This window comes from Microbacterium sp. KU4F, assembly GCF_056868075.1.
In genome coordinates this window covers 1,422,113-1,439,380 of record NZ_CP200324.1, presented here as the reverse complement: position 1 = coordinate 1,439,380, position 17,268 = coordinate 1,422,113, and the positions used below count along the sequence as shown (strand labels likewise).

Annotated in this window: 17 protein-coding genes and 1 tRNA gene; 11 read left to right on the top strand and 7 right to left on the bottom strand. The window is 69.4% G+C overall.

Annotated features, from left to right (window positions below; translation table 11 throughout):
- Positions 1-3: 3 nt before the first annotated feature.
- Positions 4-4,635 carry an HSP90 family protein gene (locus tag AC1VNH_RS07305; RefSeq protein ID WP_483110618.1) on the bottom strand — a complete coding sequence of 1,544 codons (4,632 nt, stop codon included), beginning with the start codon at positions 4,633-4,635 and terminating at the stop codon, positions 4-6.
- 147 nt (positions 4,636-4,782) lie between these two features.
- Here AC1VNH_RS07305 and AC1VNH_RS07300 point away from each other — a divergent pair, with 147 nt between their 5' ends.
- The 8 genes from AC1VNH_RS07300 (at position 4,783) to rplA (ending at position 9,815) form a co-directional block, all read left to right on the top strand.
- The gene (locus AC1VNH_RS07300) at positions 4,783-5,223 is read left to right on the top strand and encodes a pyridoxamine 5'-phosphate oxidase family protein (protein WP_243232926.1); all 441 of its coding nucleotides are present in this window, start codon (positions 4,783-4,785) and stop codon (positions 5,221-5,223) included.
- Positions 5,220-6,110, top strand: coding sequence for a hypothetical protein (locus AC1VNH_RS07295; protein WP_483110617.1), 891 nt, complete (start codon positions 5,220-5,222; stop codon positions 6,108-6,110). The genes AC1VNH_RS07300 and AC1VNH_RS07295 overlap by 4 nt, the downstream gene beginning before the upstream one ends.
- Positions 6,107-6,559 carry a hypothetical protein gene (locus AC1VNH_RS07290; RefSeq protein WP_483110616.1) on the top strand — a complete coding sequence of 151 codons (453 nt, stop codon included), beginning with the start codon at positions 6,107-6,109 and terminating at the stop codon, positions 6,557-6,559. Before AC1VNH_RS07295 ends, AC1VNH_RS07290 begins: the two co-directional genes overlap by 4 nt.
- A 144-nt stretch (positions 6,560-6,703) precedes the next feature.
- Positions 6,704-6,776 (top strand) — tRNA-Trp (locus tag AC1VNH_RS07285).
- Positions 6,777-6,821: 45 nt separating this feature from the next.
- Complete coding sequence (gene secE, locus AC1VNH_RS07280; protein WP_483110615.1) at positions 6,822-7,088, top strand: preprotein translocase subunit SecE; 267 nt, start codon at positions 6,822-6,824, stop codon at positions 7,086-7,088.
- Positions 7,089-7,141: 53 nt separating this feature from the next.
- On the top strand, positions 7,142-8,230 hold the full coding sequence (gene nusG, locus AC1VNH_RS07275) for a transcription termination/antitermination protein NusG (protein WP_483110614.1): 1,089 nt from the start codon (positions 7,142-7,144) through the stop codon (positions 8,228-8,230).
- Between the two features lie 446 nt (positions 8,231-8,676).
- Positions 8,677-9,108, top strand: coding sequence for a 50S ribosomal protein L11 (rplK, locus tag AC1VNH_RS07270; RefSeq protein WP_483110613.1), 432 nt, complete (start codon positions 8,677-8,679; stop codon positions 9,106-9,108).
- A 14-nt stretch (positions 9,109-9,122) separates the two neighbouring features.
- Positions 9,123-9,815, top strand: coding sequence for a 50S ribosomal protein L1 (gene rplA / locus AC1VNH_RS07265; RefSeq protein WP_137417827.1), 693 nt, complete (start codon positions 9,123-9,125; stop codon positions 9,813-9,815).
- 52 nt (positions 9,816-9,867) lie between these two features.
- Here the strand turns inward: rplA and AC1VNH_RS07260 are convergent, their stop codons facing one another.
- Complete coding sequence (locus AC1VNH_RS07260) at positions 9,868-10,143, bottom strand: acylphosphatase (RefSeq protein ID WP_483110610.1); 276 nt, start codon at positions 10,141-10,143, stop codon at positions 9,868-9,870.
- 89 nt (positions 10,144-10,232) lie between these two features.
- Positions 10,233-10,853 (bottom strand): LysE/ArgO family amino acid transporter, encoded by a 621-nt coding sequence (locus AC1VNH_RS07255; protein ID WP_483110609.1) that lies wholly within the window; start codon positions 10,851-10,853, stop codon positions 10,233-10,235.
- Between the two features lie 68 nt (positions 10,854-10,921).
- Here AC1VNH_RS07255 and AC1VNH_RS07250 point away from each other — a divergent pair, with 68 nt between their 5' ends.
- Positions 10,922-11,815, top strand: a complete 894-nt coding sequence (locus AC1VNH_RS07250; protein ID WP_483110608.1) for a LysR family transcriptional regulator ArgP — start codon at positions 10,922-10,924, stop codon at positions 11,813-11,815.
- On the opposite strand, the gene AC1VNH_RS07245 is transcribed toward AC1VNH_RS07250, so the two are convergent.
- The 4 genes from AC1VNH_RS07245 to AC1VNH_RS07230 all read right to left on the bottom strand — a co-directional run bounded on the left by AC1VNH_RS07245 (position 11,802) and on the right by AC1VNH_RS07230 (position 15,973).
- Positions 11,802-12,830: an NADP-dependent oxidoreductase gene (locus AC1VNH_RS07245; protein WP_483110607.1), complete on the bottom strand. Its 1,029-nt coding sequence runs from the start codon at positions 12,828-12,830 to the stop codon at positions 11,802-11,804. The genes AC1VNH_RS07250 and AC1VNH_RS07245 overlap by 14 nt on opposite strands.
- 174 nt (positions 12,831-13,004) lie before the next feature.
- A complete protein-coding gene (locus tag AC1VNH_RS07240; protein WP_483110606.1) occupies positions 13,005-13,475 on the bottom strand; it encodes a MarR family winged helix-turn-helix transcriptional regulator in 471 nt (156 codons plus the stop codon).
- A gap of 10 nt (positions 13,476-13,485) precedes the next feature.
- Positions 13,486-15,177 (bottom strand): MDR family MFS transporter, encoded by a 1,692-nt coding sequence (locus AC1VNH_RS07235; protein WP_483110605.1) that lies wholly within the window; start codon positions 15,175-15,177, stop codon positions 13,486-13,488.
- 142 nt (positions 15,178-15,319) lie between these two features.
- The gene (locus tag AC1VNH_RS07230; protein WP_483110604.1) at positions 15,320-15,973 is read right to left on the bottom strand and encodes a YqaJ viral recombinase family protein; all 654 of its coding nucleotides are present in this window, start codon (positions 15,971-15,973) and stop codon (positions 15,320-15,322) included.
- Positions 15,974-16,286: 313 nt separating this feature from the next.
- Here AC1VNH_RS07230 and rplJ point away from each other — a divergent pair, with 313 nt between their 5' ends.
- Both rplJ and rplL read left to right on the top strand, forming a co-directional pair.
- A complete protein-coding gene (gene rplJ / locus AC1VNH_RS07225; protein WP_137417805.1) occupies positions 16,287-16,775 on the top strand; it encodes a 50S ribosomal protein L10 in 489 nt (162 codons plus the stop codon).
- Positions 16,776-16,826: 51 nt separating this feature from the next.
- Entirely contained in the window at positions 16,827-17,210 is a 384-nt protein-coding gene (rplL, locus tag AC1VNH_RS07220; protein WP_036290173.1) for a 50S ribosomal protein L7/L12, read from the top strand.
- The last annotated feature ends 58 nt before the right edge of the window (positions 17,211-17,268 follow it).

Sequence of the window (17,268 nt, the reverse complement as noted above, 5' to 3'; positions counted from 1 at the left end):
TCGTCACGCGGGAAGGGTCGCGCGGATCTCGGCCGCCTCGGCGGGCCGGCCGAGGCTCTCCAGCACGTCGCCGAGCTCGAGCGCGGCGGTCTGTCGCAGCGCCTCGTCGTCGCCGGCGTGCTCGAGCGCTGCGCGGTAGAGCGCGACCGCATCCGCGGGACGCTGGGCGCCCACCAGGATGCGCGCCGCGACGAACTCCGAACGGCCGGCGGCTGTCGCGTCGCCGGCCTGGACGAAGCCGTCGGCCGCCTGCAGGGCCGTGGCCACGGCCTCGTCGGTGCGCTCCGCGGCGGCGAGAGCGCGTGCGCGCGTGTCGAGCACGTCGGCGACGAACCATGCCGCCTCGTGTGCGCGGCCGAGCTCGACGGCCTCGTCCAGCAGGGCGAAGACCTGCTCGAGGTCCCCGCGCTGCTGGTGCGCCTGCGCGAGCGTGTGGAGCCCGTCGGCCAGCAGCCCCACCTGTTCTTCGTCGCCCCGAACGAGTTCCACAGCCTGCGTCAGCGAATCGATCGCGTCGTCGATCTCGCCGAACCGGCCCAGCAGCCGTCCGTGCTCCTTGAGGGCGTAGGCGCGCGCCGCGCGCTCTTCCGCCTCCTCGTGCAGCTGGGCGGCGAACTCCCAGCCGCCGAGAGCATTGCCGAACTGGCCGGCCTGCTCGAAGGCGCGAGTGAGCAGCCCGACGGTGATCGCGCGGGAGCCGGCCGGCTCCTCCGCTGCCGTCTCCTCCTGGAGAACCTGGTCGAGCACCTCGATGGCCTCCTCGCCGAGTCCCGCACCCAGGAGGGCGCGGCCGAGACGGAAGCGGAGGTCCGTCGCCGCGGCGCCCGTGGCCTCACGGCGTTCGGTGGCGACACGGTAGCGCGACACCGCCTCGCCCATGGCGCCCGCATCTTCGTGCAGCGCACCCGCGAGGAAGAACACGTTGCTCACGAGGCCGTCATCGGCCCCGGCCAGCAGGTGGATGCGGGTGGCTTCGTCGGCGTCGGCGGCGCCCTGGGCGTACTCGCCCCGACCACCGCGCGTGCGCGCGCGCAGCAGCAGTGCCCGCGCCCGGCGCGCGTCGCTGATGCCCTCCTGCGCGACGAGCGCGTCGAGGAGTTCCGCGGCCGCATCGAGGTCGCCCGAGGCCGCCGTCATGTCGGCCTGCAGCCAGCGCTGCGAGTAGGCGAATCCGGGCTCGCCGGCCTCGGCGAACAGCGCCGCAGCCTGACTGAACAGCTCGGCGGTGCCTCGCCGCTCGTCCGGTTCGGTCGCCGTCTGGTCCTTCAATCGAAGGAACGCGAGCGTCGCGATGACGTCGGCGCGCAGGCCCGCGGGTGCGTCCTCGAGTTCGTCGAGCGTGCGCTGCAGCGTCTCGGCGGCGCCCTTCGCATCGGCCCCGAACAGCAGCAGCCCGAGGCGCTCCTCGAGCTCCGCCTGCGCGGTGCGGCCGGTCTGGCGCAGAGCCTCGATGCGTGCGGGCAGCGCGGCCTGCGCTTCTTCGAGGCGATCCAGGGCCACGAGGATTCCGAGCTGTCCGTGCGTGAGCGCGACGCGCTGCTCGGCATCGGCATCGTCGAGGGCGTCGATGATCGCCTCGAGTGCGGCGATCGAGCCGAGCTGATCCAGGGCGAGCGCGCGCTCGACCCGCTCCGCGGGGGTCCGGGGCACGGAGGCGGTGGACCGGGCCGCGAAGTCGTGGGAGCTGATCGGCACCTCGTAGCGCTCGGCGCCGACGGCGCGCTGGCCGGCGAGCCAGGCGGTCTGGGCGTCGGTGCCGTTGCGAGCGTCGAAGGCCTGGGCGATGCTCTCGGCGGCCGCCCACATCCGCGCGGCGAGCTCGGCGGCCGGCCAGACGCCGTCGTGCGCGCCGATCAGGGGGACGAGCGCCTCGGCGTCGGAGCCGCGCACGGCGGCGTCGGGGTGACCGGCGGCGGCGACCGCATCCAGCGCGACGGCGAAGGCCGCAAGGGCCTCCAGGTGCGCGCTGGCGTTGAGCCCGTCGTGGGTGAGCCAGGGCAGGTGGCGCTCGACGAGGGCGAGCGCGCGCGCCTCGTTGCCGGTCACGGCGCAGAAGACGATGTTCTTCGCGACGATGGAGAGGTTGTCGGCGTTGTCCTTCGCGAGGCGATAGCTGCGCAGATGCGCGGTGCGCGCCTCATCCGGCCGGCCGGCGTGCAGGTAGGGGAGGAGGGAGCGTGCGAGGGCGTGCTCGGGCTCCTCGCCGCACGTGAAGCCGCCCTCCACGAGCTCCTCGACCAGGCGGATCGCCTCCGCCTCATCGCCGGTCTCCGCGAAGAACCCGGCGAACTGGCTGCGCGTGCAGGCGTCGCAGTGGCTGTACTCGTCGCGGGGCGTGGCCTCGAGCCGACGCCGAAGCTCGGCCGCCTCGTCGAGGCGTCCCGCCGACCACGCGTCCTCGAAGCGCGCCATCAGCACGCCGCTCATGCCGTGACCGGCCCGTTCGTAATGGGTCTGCATGTCATCGAGCACGGCGGTGATCTGCTCGGACGAGAACTCGGGCGAGCCACGGAGGGCTCCCGCCATCCACTTGTAGTGCCACATGAGGTCGCCCGCGGGCTCCAGCTCGGCGGGGAAGCGCTCGGGGTCTGCGTCGTGATGACCCAGGCACCACGCGAACGAGGTGAGCATCAGATCCGTGTCGCCGCCCATGTTGGCGCTGGCGGTCTGCCGCATCCGCGCCTCGTACTCCAGGCGTTCGTCACCGCTTTCCTGCGCCAGCGCGACCGCCTCTGCGACCAGTGACCTCTCGGCCGGCCCCCAGGGCGTGCGGTCGATCTCGTCGAACAGCGATCGGATGCGGGTCGCGTAACCGGTCATGATGCTCCTTCCGGGTCGGGGGTGGCGGCGAGCGCTCTCTCGAGCAGCTCCGCGAGCGAGGTGCTCATCACGGCGCGGTCGCGCGGGCTGAGCGGATGATGGCCGGCGAGCAACGACTGCACGTGCAGCAGTCGGATGCCGCTGTCGAAGACCGCCGTGTCGCCCGCCGCCGCGAGCGCGCGGACGGTCGGGTTGCCCCAGTTCAGGCACAGCCTCGCGACGGGCGGTGCCGCATCCGCGTCGGCGCCGGTGACGGCCTTCTCCGCGCGGTCGAGCACTCCCGACCACAGCGCGCCGGCGGCGCCGCGAGCGCGTCCCCGGTCGAGCGCCCGCAGGGCCTGCGGGTCCGCGACGAACAGGCCGGGCAGCTTCCCGGCGTTCGAACGAACGCACCGAGACGTCTATGTCGCCGAGCGCCGTGCGGGCGCGTCGTTCGAGCTCGAGGGCTGCATTGCGGTCGTCGAGGGGAGGGAGATCGAGCCGGTCCATCTCGGCGCCGACCTCGACGCGCTCCACGGAGACCTCGGGGAAGATCTCCGGCAGAAGCCGGATGAGCTCGGCGTCGTAGAGGTAACCGCCGTCGACCAGCAGCGTGCCCGGCGGCACGATGCTCGCGAGCTGGCGGAACTCGTCGACGGTCTCGGCGTAGCGGACCTCGGGCGAGCGGCGCACGAGCTCCTCGATCCGCACGCGCCCCGCGGTCGTCTCCACCGACAGCCAGCGCACGATGAAGCGGGCCAGCTCGTCGTCGTGGCGCACGAGGGACTTCAGAGCGACCTCGTGGACGGCGACGAACTGCGCGAGCCGCGCGGGCTCGCGCAACGCCAGCTCCAGGATCCAGCGCCGGATCGCGTCACCGATCTCGCCGCGGGTCTGCTCGAGCGCGTCGTCGTCGACGAGCGCCTCCCGGCTGGCGGTCGGATGCAGCCCGCCCGAGTCGATGACCGCGCGCGCGAAGAACGCCCAGTCGGGCAGCAGATCGTCGGCGCGCTCGGCCAACAGCATCCGGCGCAGGTACACGCGTGTGCTCTGGCGCGCCGAGGGCGGCGGCGCGAAGGGCAGCACGTAGGCGACGCCGCGGGTCTGCGTGGCGGCGACCGTCAGCTCGATCGCGTCCAGCGGCTCGACGCCGATGAGCTCGCGCCCGTACGCGAGCCGGGTCTCGAGGTCGCCGTCGAGGAAGGGGGCGGGCTCGGTCACGGTGGTCTCACCGCCGCCGGGCAGATCCACCACGACCGTCACCGGCAGGTAGCGGCCGAACGTCTCGGCCAGCTCCAGCACCGTCGCACCCGTGAGCAGAGACGCACTGTCGCTGCGCGGGGTGAGGTGCACGCTGGTTCCGACCGGGATGTCGTCGTCGCACGGCTGCACGGCGAACGTTCCGTCCGAGCGTCCGACCCATTCGACCGCAGGACCTCCGGCGGCGCTCCGCGAGCGGATCACGATCGTGTCGCACACCATGAAGCACGACAGCATCCCGATGCCGAACTGGCCGAGGAAGTCGCTGCGCGGAAGGTCGAAGATGTCACGCTTGGAGCTGCGCCCCACGGTCGCCAGCAGATCGGCGACCTCGCTCTCGGTGAGGCCGATGCCGTCGTCGCGGATGATGAACTCGGGGGCTTCGACGCCGGCCGGGGTGATGCGGATGCGGCCGCCGCCGCCATCCAGCGCGCGACGTGCGGCGATGGCGTCCACAGCATTCTGCAGGAGCTCGCGGAGGAAGACGCGGGGGCTCGAGTAGATGTGCCGACTGAGAAGATCGATCACCCCGCGTAGGTCGACCTGGAACTGCTGGGGGGCCGGCACCTCGTTCACCGTCGCTCCTCGAACCTCGTCGCAGCGCCGCCCATCGGGTGGTGGGCGGCGACCGATTCAGCGTACTCCGGGAGCGCGCGCGGACCTGAGCGCCTGGGGAGAGAACGACCCCGTGCGCCCCTGGCCCGGTTGGGCCAGGATGGGGTCATGAGCGACACGACGCAGACCGACGGGGTACGGGTGCTGGACGAGGAGGCCATGTGGCGCCTGCTCGCGACACAGGAGGTCGGTCGCCTGGTGACCAGCATCGGCGAGCGCATCGACGTGTTCCCCGTCGGCTACGCGCTCGACGGCCGCAGCATCCTGTTCCGCACTGCGCCCGGCACGAAGCTGCTCGAGCTCACCGCCCGCGACGAGGTGCTGTTCGAGGTCGACGACCACAGCGAGCGCGATGCATGGAGCGTCGTCGTGCGCGGGACGGCGGCGGCCGTCGACCATTCCGACGAGATCGCGGCCCTCGAGTCCCTCGCCTCGGCACCCTGGGCGCCCACCGTCAAGGACGTCCTCGTGCGCATCACGCCGTCGGTCACCACCGGACGCGCCTTCGAGCGGCGCAGCGCCGATCCCGCCGAAGGGGCGATGGCGTGACGCTGGATCCGGCGCCGGCTGCGGGGCCGCCGACTGCCGCACCGCGACGCCGCACTCGCGGGGCGGGCTGGATCATCGGCCTCTCACTGGGCCTCATCCTCATCCTTCTGCTCGCCGCCGGCACGGGCGGCGCGTGGCTCATCTGGCAGCAGCGCGAGCGACTGCTCGCTTCGCGGGTGATGAGCCCCGAGCAGGAGTCGGCGGTCGCCGATGCGTTTGCCGCCGCGTCAGAGAAGGTGGCCGCCACCCAGCAGGCGACGGCCGACTACGAGAGCGATCGTCGCGCCTGGGACGACGAGCACGCGCAGGTCGAGGAGTGGAAGACCGGGACCGACTCGCCGCTGCTGGCCGTGCCCAACCCCGGAGGGACAGCGATTCCCGGCCCGGATCCCGACGGGCGCGGGTTCCTCTCGTCGATCGGCGCGGACCGTGTTCAGGTCGCGTTCGATGCCGGGGACGAGAACTGCGGTTACCACCTCTCCGAGCGCACCGGGTACGAGATCGTCGTCGGCGGCTGCTACTCCACCCGGTATCCGCGCTGGTTGTTCCTCGCGTGGGATCCGGGCATGGAATCGTCCGTGTGGGCCGTGTTCGTGCACGAGGCGATGCACTGGTACCAGTACCAGAACTACTATCCGGCCTTCCTCGCAGCCGATCGGGCAGGCGTCACCGACGACCAGTACGGCCCGGAGCTGGAGGCGGATGCGAGCTGTCGTGCCGTGTACGTCTACGGCATCCCGGCATCCGACTACGTCGACACCTCCTCGCCGTGCGACATCGACGGCTGGTACGACGGCTGGCTGCTGGACCATCTCGCATCGCTCGGCGTCCAGGTCACGGAACCCGTCGCGACAGACTACGAGGTGCTCGAGGTGGTGCGACCGTGAGGGCGCGTTCCGGCCTGGCAGCCGCGTCGTTGTCGGCCGTGCTCGCGCTGACGGCGTGCTCGTCGGTGGATGCGGATGCGGCGGATCGCCGGATGAACGAGGTGTTCGACGATCTCGTCGCTCAGGCATCGGCGGTGGATCCCCAGGTGCTGCGCACTCTCGAGACCGCCGAGCCGCGCACGCAAGCGTGCTCCCGGCCCGCCGACACCGAGCAGGTCGTGCTCACGGCGACCGGAGTGCTCGCCGTCGCCGCCGACGTCTCGCAGGCGACCGGGGTGCGCGACGATCTCGGCGAGAGCCTGGATCCCGACGTGTGGCGAGCGCTCGCCGACGCCGATCCGGGCGCCGAAAGCCAGGGCTGGATCTCGGAGGACGGCGTCACCGTGACCCTGGCGGCGGAGGGTCCCGCGGTGGTGATCGCGGTCTTCTCGCCGTGCCTTCCCGCGTGAGCGCGTTCGCGCCCCCGTGTGCCATGCCGTACACTTGAGCGTGCAGTTGAAGTCTGCATTCTTTCGCCGTGCCCGTCATCGGGACGACACATCCCTTTGGATCAGGTCACGGCAGGAGTGCGGGCGCGAGACCTCCGGGTCTCTAGGGCGGTAGCTCAATTGGCAGAGCAGCGGTCTCCAAAACCGCAGGTTGCAGGTTCGATTCCTGTCCGCCCTGCGCGCCAGCGCATGCTGGCACGACGTAAGCGATTCAGGTGGGTGCATGGTCCAGGACGAGCCGAAGGGCGAGGTCGTCGCCGCTGGCGGTGCCATGCGCGAGAAGAAGCCCAACTTCTTCCTGCGCATCGTCATCTTCATCCGCCAGGTCTTCGCCGAGCTTCGCAAGGTCGTCACCCCGACGCGCAAGGAGCTGGTGAAGTTCACCGGCGTCGTCCTGGGCTTCGTCATCGTGATGATGGCGGTCGTCTACGGACTCGATGTCGTGTTCGTCTGGCTGACGACAGTCGTCTTCGGAGTTCCCGGAGCCTGACATCGCGAGGCGCGGGTGTCGCCACCCGCAGACCAGAACGAGAGAGTACGTAAGTGTCTGAGAAATACACCGACGACGCCGATTGGGCGACCGCCGCCGAGCAGTCCAGCGAGGACGACGAGGCGCAGGAGGGCAACACCCTCGCCGCCGAGGAGCGCTCCGTCGAGGCCGCCGAGCACGTCGCGCTGCACATCGAGGGTGACGACGACGACGAGGACTCCGACACGGGCTACGACGCGGATGCCGACGTGGAAGACCCCGAGGCCGACGCGATCGTGAACGACGCTCTCGAGATCGACGAAGCCGCCGAGGCGGAAGCGGCCGCCGAGGTGCTGAGCGAGTCGCTCGCCGAAGAAGAAGCAGAGCGCGCAGCCGAGGAGGCCGACGAAGTGACGCCCTACGACGGACCCGACATCAACGGTGAGCCCGACGCTCCCGTGCTCGACCCCGAGTTCGTGGCGGAGATCGACGACGCGGCCGCTGCGGTGGACGAGGTCGAAGAAGAGGTCGACGCGGACGCCGATCCTTACGAGGCGTTCCGCCAGGAGCTGCGCTCGCTCGAAGGCAAGTGGTACGTCATCCACTCCTACGCCGGCTTCGAGCGCAAGGTGAAGGCCAACATCGAGCAGCGCAAGTCGACGCTCGAGGTCGAGGACGACATCTATCAGGTCGAGGTCCCGATGGAGGACGTCGTCGAGATCAAGAACGGCCAGCGCAAGATGGTCACCCGCGTGCGCATCCCGGGCTACGTGCTCGTGCGCATGGAGCTCAACGAGGACACCTGGTCGGTCGTTCGTCACACGCCCGGTGTCACCGGCTTCGTCGGCAACGCCCACAACCCGACGCCGCTGCGCTTCGAAGAGGCGTTCAACATGCTCAAGAGCCTCGTCGAGATCAAGGACGTCGCTCCGGCCAAGTCCGGCGGCGGCAGCTCCGCCCCGGCGGCTGCCCGCGTCATCGCGGCAGAGGTCGACTACGAGATCGGCGAGACGATCACGATCAAGGAGGGCTCGTTCGCGGGTCTTCCCGGCTCGATCAGCGAGATCAAGCCCGAGAGCGGCAAGCTCACGGTCCTCGTCTCGCTCTTCGAGCGCGAGACCCCGGTCGAGCTGTCGTTCGACCAGGTCTCGAAGATGATCTGACGCACGGATTCCTCGAACGCCCCGCCCGGCCCAGCCGGCGGGGCGTTCGTCGTTCCACCGTTGCGCGGCGCGCATCGTGCATCACAGGGCGCGCATCCCCGCTCGGTGTCTCACTTATCCACGTTTGGGACGGGTTTCGGGTGAACGGCTGAGACACGGAGGCCCGTCAGGGCGAGGTGTGTGTCTCGGTGTCTCACTTGTGCACGGCTGGGATGCGTTTTGGGTGAACAAGTGAGACACGGAGGTGTGTCGGGGCGGGGTGCGCGGGAGGGGTGACGGATGCGGTGTCCCGTGGACGGGGCGCCGGTGGATGCAGCGACACGCCCGGTGATGCGGTAGAGTGTTGTGGTTTGCGTGCCGCTCCGGTGCGCTGCGACAACCGCTTCCCTCGACGGGATGCGGGAGAGCCGATGCATCCGGCATCCGCTCGATGAAAGGAAAGAAGAATGGCACCGAAGAAGAAGGTGACCGGCCTGATCAAGCTTCAGATCAACGCCGGTGCAGCCAACCCGGCGCCGCCGATCGGCCCCGCGCTCGGTCAGCATGGCGTCAACATCATGGAGTTCTGCAAGGCGTACAACGCCGCGACCGAGTCGCAGCGCGGCAACGTCATCCCCGTGGAGATCACCGTCTACGAGGACCGCAGCTTCACGTTCATCCTGAAGACCCCGCCCGCCGCGGAGCTCATCAAGAAGGCCGCCGGCGTCACCAAGGGTTCGAAGACCCCCCACACCGTCAAGGTCGCGAAGCTCACCAAGGACCAGGTGCGCCAGATCGCCGAGACGAAGATGCCCGACCTGAACGCGAACGACATCGAGGCTGCCTCGCTGATCATCGCCGGCACCGCCCGCTCCATGGGCATCACGGTCGAGGACTGAGGGAGATAACGAACATGGCTACCAAGTCCAAGGCATTCCGCGCGGCCGCCGAGAAGATCGAGGCCGACAAGTTCTACACCCCGACAGAGGCTGTGACCCTCGCGAAGGAGACCGGGTCGAAGAAGTTCGACTCCACCGTCGAGGTCGCCCTCAAGCTGTCGGTCGACCCCCGTAAGGCGGACCAGATGGTGCGCGGCACCGTCATCCTGCCGCACGGCACGGGCAAGACCGCCCGCGTCATCGTGTTCGCGACGGGCCCGGCCGCCGAGGCCGCTCTCGCAGCGGGCGCGGACGAGGTCGGCGGCGCCGAGCTGATCGAGAAGGTCGCGGGCGGCTACACGTCGTTCGACGCCGCCGTTTCCACCCCCGAGCTCATGGGTCAGGTCGGTCGCCTCGGTAAGGTCCTGGGTCCCCGTGGCCTCATGCCGAACCCGAAGACCGGCACGGTCACCCCGAACCCGGCCAAGGCCGTCGAGGAGATCAAGGGCGGCAAGATCGAGTTCCGCGTCGACAAGCACGCCAACGTGCACTTCGTCGTGGGCAAGGCCTCGTTCTCGGCCGACCAGCTCGACGAGAACCTGAAGGCCGCTCTCGAGGAGATCGTCCGTCTGAAGCCGTCCAGCTCCAAGGGCCGTTACATCCAGAAGGGCGCGGTGTCGACGACGTTCGGCCCCGGCATCCCGCTGGATGTCAACGCACTGGTCTGAGACACGTCTCACAGGAAGGGCCCCGTCTTCGGACGGGGCTCTTCCTGCATGTTCAGGCGTCTTCTCGGATGTCGAAACTGAGCGGCCCCGTGGGAGTGGCCTCCGAGACCTCCACGCGCTCGACGTGCGCGGCGGGCGGCCCCTTGCGAAGCCAATCGATCATCCGATCCACGCGCCCTTCCTCGCCGTGGAGCTCGGCCTCGACAGTGCCGTCATGGCGGTTCCTCACCCAGCCGGCGACGCCGAGGCGAGCGGCCGCATCATGGGTGGAATAGCGGAAACCGACGCCCTGCACGGCGCCGCTGACGATCACTCGGACATGACGCATGCGCACATTGTGCCGCGGATGCGCCGGCGATGCTGTGGGCTGTCGCGAACGACGAGCCGGTGGCAGGATGCCCTGCGCGTGTGCCCTCATCAGGCCCCGAGGATGAGGCTGAGCGCGATCAGCGTCATGACGACGGCGATGAGGCCATCGAGAACACGCCAAGCGATCGACGATGTGAACATCCGGCCGAGCAGTCGGGCGCCGTAGGCGAGGGAGAGGAACCAGGCCAGGCTCGCGAGCATCGCGCCGGCCGCGAACCACCATCGGGAGTCGCCATGCGTGCTCGCCACGGAACCGAGCAGGAAGACCGTGTCGAGGTACACGTGCGGATTGAGCCAGGTCAACGCCAGGCAGGTGAGCAGAGCCGCGGTGCGTGAGGTTCGTGTTGCCGCAGGAATGGATGTTACATCGACGGTCGGCACGTCGACGGGGCGCCAGGCCCTGCGCGCGGCGAGCAGTGCGTACCCGAGGAGGAACGCGGCGCCCGCCCATCGTGCCACCTGCACCGCCCACGGAGCGGACTCCAGGAGGAGCCCCAGCCCCGACACCCCGACTGCGATGAGCACCGCATCCGAGGCAGCGCAGACGAGTGCGACCGAGAGCACGTGCTCTCGCCGGATACCTTGGCGCAGCACGAAGAGATTCTGCGCGCCGATGGCGACGATGAGCGAGAGGCCGAGCCCGAGGCCCGCGGCCAGTGAGGGGAACACCCTCCGACGCTAGGTCGGCTGGAACATGAGCACCAGTTCTGATTCCTTCATCCACATAAGCTGGGCTCATGATCGACCTTCCCGCGGAACTCGCGGCGACCCTCGCCGCCGTCGTAGACACGGGCACGATGGATGCGGCGGCTCACCGCCTGCACATCACGCCCTCGGCGGTCAGTCAACGCATCCGCGTGCTCGAGGAGCGTCTGGGTCGTGTGCTTCTCGTGCGATCCAAACCCGCGCGGGCGACCGCGGACGGTGAGCGTGTCGTGCGTCTCGCCCGGCAGTACGCCCTGCTCTCGCACGACGTCCTGCGGGAGTTGGGCGAGCCCGTCGAGGGAGAGGGCGCGACACCGGTCAGCCTGTCGCTCGCCGTGAACGCGGACTCGTTGTCGACCTGGTTCGTCGCCGCGCTGTCGCAGGTCGTCGCGGTGCACGATGTGGTGTTCGATCTCCACCGGGACGATCAGGACTTCACCGCAGAGCTGCTCGCATCGGGGCGTGTGGTCGCCGCGGTCACCTCCCGGGCCACCCCAGTGGCCGGGTGCCGAGTGACTCCGCTCGGCGCGATGCGCTACCGCGCCGTGGCGACGCCGGCACTCGCGCGTGAGCTCGAACGTCGAGGCGCCGAGCATGTGCGAGTCGTCGACTACGACCGCCGCGACGAACTGCAGTCCAGGTGGCTACGAGAGCGGGGCGTCGATCCCGCGTCGCCGCCGCGCAGCTTCGTTCCCGGATCGCACGCCTTCGCCGATGCGGTGCGCGGCGGTCTCGGATGGGGGATGCTACCCGATCTTCAGACGGAGGCGGACCTCGCCGACGGCTCCCTCGTGCTGCTGCCCGGGTCGCCCGTCGACGTCCCCCTGCACTGGCAGCAGTGGAACCTCGCCTCCGGGCTGCTGGATGCGGTCGCGGATGCGGTGACGCGGACGGCGCGCACGGCGCTGCGGATCACGCCTCGCTGATGCGCAGTACCGACTTCCCCCGCGTGCGTCCCCGCTCCAGCGCGCGGTGCGCCTCAGCCGCATCCGCGAGGTCGTAGACGGTGTCGATGTAGACCTGGATCGATCCGGTGTCGAGAAGCCGGGCGAGGGTCGCGAGAACGTCACCGTCCGGGATGACCTTGTAGCCGGTGGCACGCACTCCCGCCTCGGCCGCCGCTTCGGCGAAGCCGGGCCAGCCGCCGCTGGGCACCATGACGTACAGGCCCCCGGGGCGGATGACACCGAGCGATCGTGTTCCGATCTCGTCCTCGGTGTTGGCCACGAGGTCGATCACGACGTCCATGTCCGCCACGACGTCCTCGAACCGCGTGGTGGCGTAGTCGATGACCACGGATGCGCCGAGCTCACGGAGCCACGCGGCGTTGCGGGCGGAGGAGGTGACCGTCACGTGCGCGCCGAAGTACGCCGCGAGCTGTACCGCGAAGTGGCCCACTCCGCCGCTCCCAGCGTGGATCAGCACGCGCTGACCCTCGTGGGCGTGCGCGGTCTCCACGACCACGCCCCAGGCGGTGAGGGCGGCGAGGGGGATGCCGGCCGCCTCCACGTGCGAGAGCGATGCGGGCTTTCGGGCGAGGGACTGGGACGGCACGACGACGTACTCGGCGTAGGTGCCGCCGGTGCGCGGGAAGGGCACCATTCCGAAGACCTCCGTGCCGGCGGGGAAGGGGTGCGCTTCGAACGGAGAGGTGACGACGACGCCGCTGAAATCGAAGCCCAGCGTGGTCGGGTAGCCCGCGATCGCGCCGCTCACCCCCTGGCCCGCACGCGTCTTCGCGTCGATGGGGTTCACTCCGGCGGCGACCACGCGCACGAGCAGCTCGCCGAGCACAGGCTGCGGAACCGGCAGCTGAGTCTCGTGGAGGAGCTCCGGTGCTCCGGTGGTGGTGATGACGGCGGCGCGCATCTGCGTCGGGACGTCCTCGGCCCGCATCGGTGCGGGGGAGGAAGCGTCGTGTCTCAGCGGTCGGGGGATCATCGGCCGCTCCTTTCGCTGCGGGAGGCATCGGCCATGCGATGCGGTGTCTGCCCTCAGTCAATCGCGGCTATGTCTCGCGGGCGTTACCCCGGTGTCACCGTGCGGAGAACCTCTTGCCCCGCAGAAGCGGAGAGCCCCCGCACCGGATGTCGGTGCGGGGGCTCTTCCTGGCCGTCAGGAGACGGTGTCGGGGCTGATGCCGGCCATGAGTGCTTGGAGCAGGCGGCGCAGGTTGTCGATGTCCGAGACGTCCCAGCTCTCGAGCGCGCGTACCAGCACGCCCTCCTGCGGAGCGCGGGCGGCGGCGAGCCGCTCGAGGCCGTACTCGGTGGGTGAGAGCAGGCTCGAGCGCCCGTCGGCCGGGTCCGGGGAGCGCGTGATGAGGCCGAGGGCCTCGAGTTCGCGCACGGTTCGGCTGAGCTGGCCCTTGTCCAGCAGCAGGTGATCGGCCAGCGTCGCCTGCGTCACGGTCTCGTGGCGCGCGATGGTCGTGAACACCTTGTACGCCCCGGGGAGGAGCCCTGGGCTGACGCGATGGGCGTTCTCGCTGATGACGCGTCGGAACTGTCCGATGAGGTCGCTGAACTGTGCCTCGAGTGCACGCACCGCCTCGGTGCGCTCCTCGTCGCTCGACTTCTCGGACATCGTGATCACTCTACTTGCGCTCGTCGCCCGCATCCGGCGTTCCCGACGGCGTCGTGATGGCGCCGGTCGCGGTGAGCGTGGCCATGGCCTCGGGCACCGACACGGTCGCCAGATCCGCCTCGGAGGCGTGTGCCCGCTCGGTCGTGGTCATCCGCGTCAGCGGTGTGTTCGGGAGGAACACGATCGCCAGAACGCTCAGCACGGCGACGGGCACCGCGATGAGGAACGCGTGTGAGATGCCGTTCGCGTACACATCCTCGAAGATGACGCGCAGCGGACCCGGCATGGCAGCGACCTGCGGCAGAGTGCCCGAGCTCAACTGCGTGGCCCACTCGGCGCCCTCCTTGCCGAGCCCGGCCAGCACCGTGCGGACCTCGTCTGCGCGATCGGTGAGCAGGTCCGTCACGCGGGTCGCCAGGGCAGCGCCCATCACGGAGACACCGATCGTGCCGCCGAGGCTGCGGAAGAACGTGACGCCCGAGCTCGCGGCGCCGATCTCGCTCGGGTGCGAGGTGTTCTGCACGACGAGCACGAGATTCTGCATGGTCATGCCGACGCCGGCGCCCAACAGGAACATGTACACGGACACGAGGGCGAACGGGGTGTCGTAGTGGATCTTCGACAGCAGGGCGGAACCCGCTGTCAGGAGCACGCCACCCGCGATGAGGTAGGGCTTCCAGTGGCCGAACCGGGTGATGAGCGCTCCGACGCCCATGGACGCGACGAGCAGTCCTGCGATCATCGGGATCGTCATGACACCGGCTTCGGTCGGCGTGGCGCCGCGGGCCGACTGCATGTACTGGCTCAGGTACACGGACGCGCCGAACATCGCGATGCCCGTGGCGATCGAGGCGATCACGGCCAGGGTGAACGTGCGGTTGCGGAAGAGCGTCAGCGGGATGAGGGGCTCGCGCACCCGCAGCTCCACGATGATGAACAGAATCGTTGCGAGGACCGCGCCGCCGACCATGAACAGCGTGTTCAGGCTCCACCACTCGAAGTCCTTGCCGGCGAGGGTGATCCAGATCAGCAGGAGCGAGACGGCGGTGCCCAGCAGGACGATGCCCATGTAGTCGATCGACACCTTGCGCGGTGTGCGCTGGGGCAGGTGGAGCGTGCGCTGCACGATGAGCAGCGCCGCGACGGCGAAGGGGAGCGCGACGAAGAAGTTCCATCGCCAGCCCCAGGCATCCGTGATCACGCCGCCGAGCAGCGGGCCGCCGACGGTCGCGACGGCCATCACGGCGCCGAACAGGCCCATGTAACGACCGCGCTCACGCGGGCTGATGATGTCCGACATGATGACCTGGCTGAGCGCGGCCAGGCCGCCGGCGCCGATGCCCTGCACCGCGCGGAACGCGATGAGCATCTCGGGGCTCTGCGAGAATCCCGCGGCCGCGGTGGCGAGAACGAAGATCGCGATCGCCAGCTGATACAGCACCTTCCGGTTCGTGAGGTCCGCGAGCTTGCCCCAGATGGGCGTCGTAATGGCGGTGGTCAGAAGGGTCGCGGTCACGACCCAGGTGAACGAACTCTGGTTCCCGGAGAGGTCGTGGATGATCACGGGGAGCGATGTCGAGACGACGGTCGAGGCGAGCATCGACACGAACATGCCCAGCAGCAGGCCGGACAGGGCTTCGAGGACGTGACGGCGCGCGGTCTTGCTCGACGCGTCCGTCGGTCGGGAGATGGTGGTGGTCACAGCGGCATCCTTCGGTGGGGTGCGGCGTCGTCGGCGCAGTAAGTTGATATATGTCAACGATTGAGTCGGGTCAACTATATTGTCAATCGTTGAGACGCGTCAACTATTCCCGACTGTTAGGAAGCGGGAGGCGAGCGACGGGTCAGTCGCTGAAGACGAGCGCGCGGTACTCGCGACGCGGCGGGGCTTCGGGAGCCGGCGCGGGAGTTCGGCCACGTGTGGTGCGCAGGTGCAGCTCGTCGATCAGGGCGGTCGCGAGGCGTACGAGCTTGCCGATCTCGACCTCGTCGCGCTCGACCCAGGCGCACCGCGGCTCGTCGTCGACCGGCACGAAGCCGTCGTGCTGCTCCCAGGCGACGAGAGTGCGCTCGGCTCCGAGCACGTGCTGCTGCCACCACACCTGGCGGAGGTAACCCCGGGGGATCGACCGCCATGATTTGTTGGTCGTCTTGATCTCCGCCAGCGTCACCCGGCCCTCGGCGTCGACCGCGATGCCGTCGGGGGTCGCGAGGTGCCGCTTCTCCACGACCGCGTGGAACAGGGCGGATGAGGGCTGGATGCCGTGGGTCGCCGCGACCCAGGCGGCGATCTCAGGCTCGCGTCGTCGACCGTGATCGGTGTAGGCGTTGCCGGAGAACCGCGAGCCGCCCAACTTCTGGTCGGCGGCCTTCGCGATCGCCCGCTCGCTCGTGAGGGAGGCCACATCCGTCGCCGTGATGCCGCGTGAGCGCGCCCGGATCCACGCCACTCGATCGCGGGAGTCCGCGACGATGCGGGCGGCGAGTTCGGGGGTCACCTCTCGAGCGTACGCCCGGCGCCGGACGCCTTCGAGAGCGACATGCGCCGCGGATGCGCCGGCCTGCCCCGATTTGGGGCAACGGGCGACGTGGCGTACTCTGGTGAACAAGCCAAAGACCGCTGGTCATCGCTGTGCGTGCAAACGCGATGCGATCGAAGCTCTGCCATGCAGGGGCCCGCGCAGGTGACACTGAACTTCCTCCTTCGGGAACCGAGCTCCGTGCGCTTGCGCCGGAGCTTTTGTCATGTGCGGGTGGTCGAGGCCGACGCTCCGCCACCGCGGGGTGTCACGTTCACATCAAGGAGTGACCATGGCGCAGAAGGATGCATCGGTCGCCGAGCTCACGAAGAACTTCGAGGACTCGACCGCCGTTCTGCTGACCGAGTACCGCGGTCTGACGGTTGCCCAGCTCAAGCAGCTGCGCAACAGCATCCGTCAGGACGCGAGCTACGCCGTGGTGAAGAACACGCTGACCAAGATCGCCGCGAACAATGCGGGGATCACGGCGCTGGACGAGGACCTCAAGGGTCCCTCGGCCGTGGCGTTCGTGCACGGTGACTTCGTCGCCACCGCCAAGGCTCTGCGTGACTTCGCCAAGGCCAACCCGCTTCTCGTGATCAAGGGCGGCATCTTCGAGGGCAACGCCCTGAGTGCCGACGAGGTCAACAAGTACGCCTCCCTGGAGAGCCGTGAGGTTCTGCTGGCGAAGGCCGCGGGCATGATGAAGGCGACGATGGGCAAGGCTGCGGCCACCATCGACGCGCTTCGCGAAAAGCTGGAGACCGCCGAGGCCGCGTAAGCATCCGGCGAGCTCTTTCCCACACACCCCCACCTATCTAGGAGATACATCATGGCGAAGCTCACCACTGAGGAGCTGCTCGAGCAGTTTGCCGGCCTGACCCTCGTCGAGCTCAGCGAGTTCGTGAAGGCGTTCGAGGAGAAGTTCGACGTCACCGCTGCCGCCCCCGTCGCCGTTGCCGGCGCTGCGGGTGCTGCTGGTGGCGCGGAAGAGGTCGAGGAGAAGGACTCCTTCGACGTCATCCTCGAGGCCGCTGGCGACAAGAAGATCCAGGTCATCAAGACGGTCCGCGAGCTCACCTCGCTCGGCCTCGGCGAGGCCAAGGCCGTCGTCGACGGTGCTCCCAAGGCCGTGCTCGAGGGCGCGAACAAGGAGACCGCCGAGAAGGCGAAGGCCGCTCTCGAAGAGGCCGGCGCGACGGTCACCCTCAAGTAAGGTTCCACACCTTCTTCACGAAGGCCCCGGATGCGGTTCGCCGCATTCGGGGCCTTCG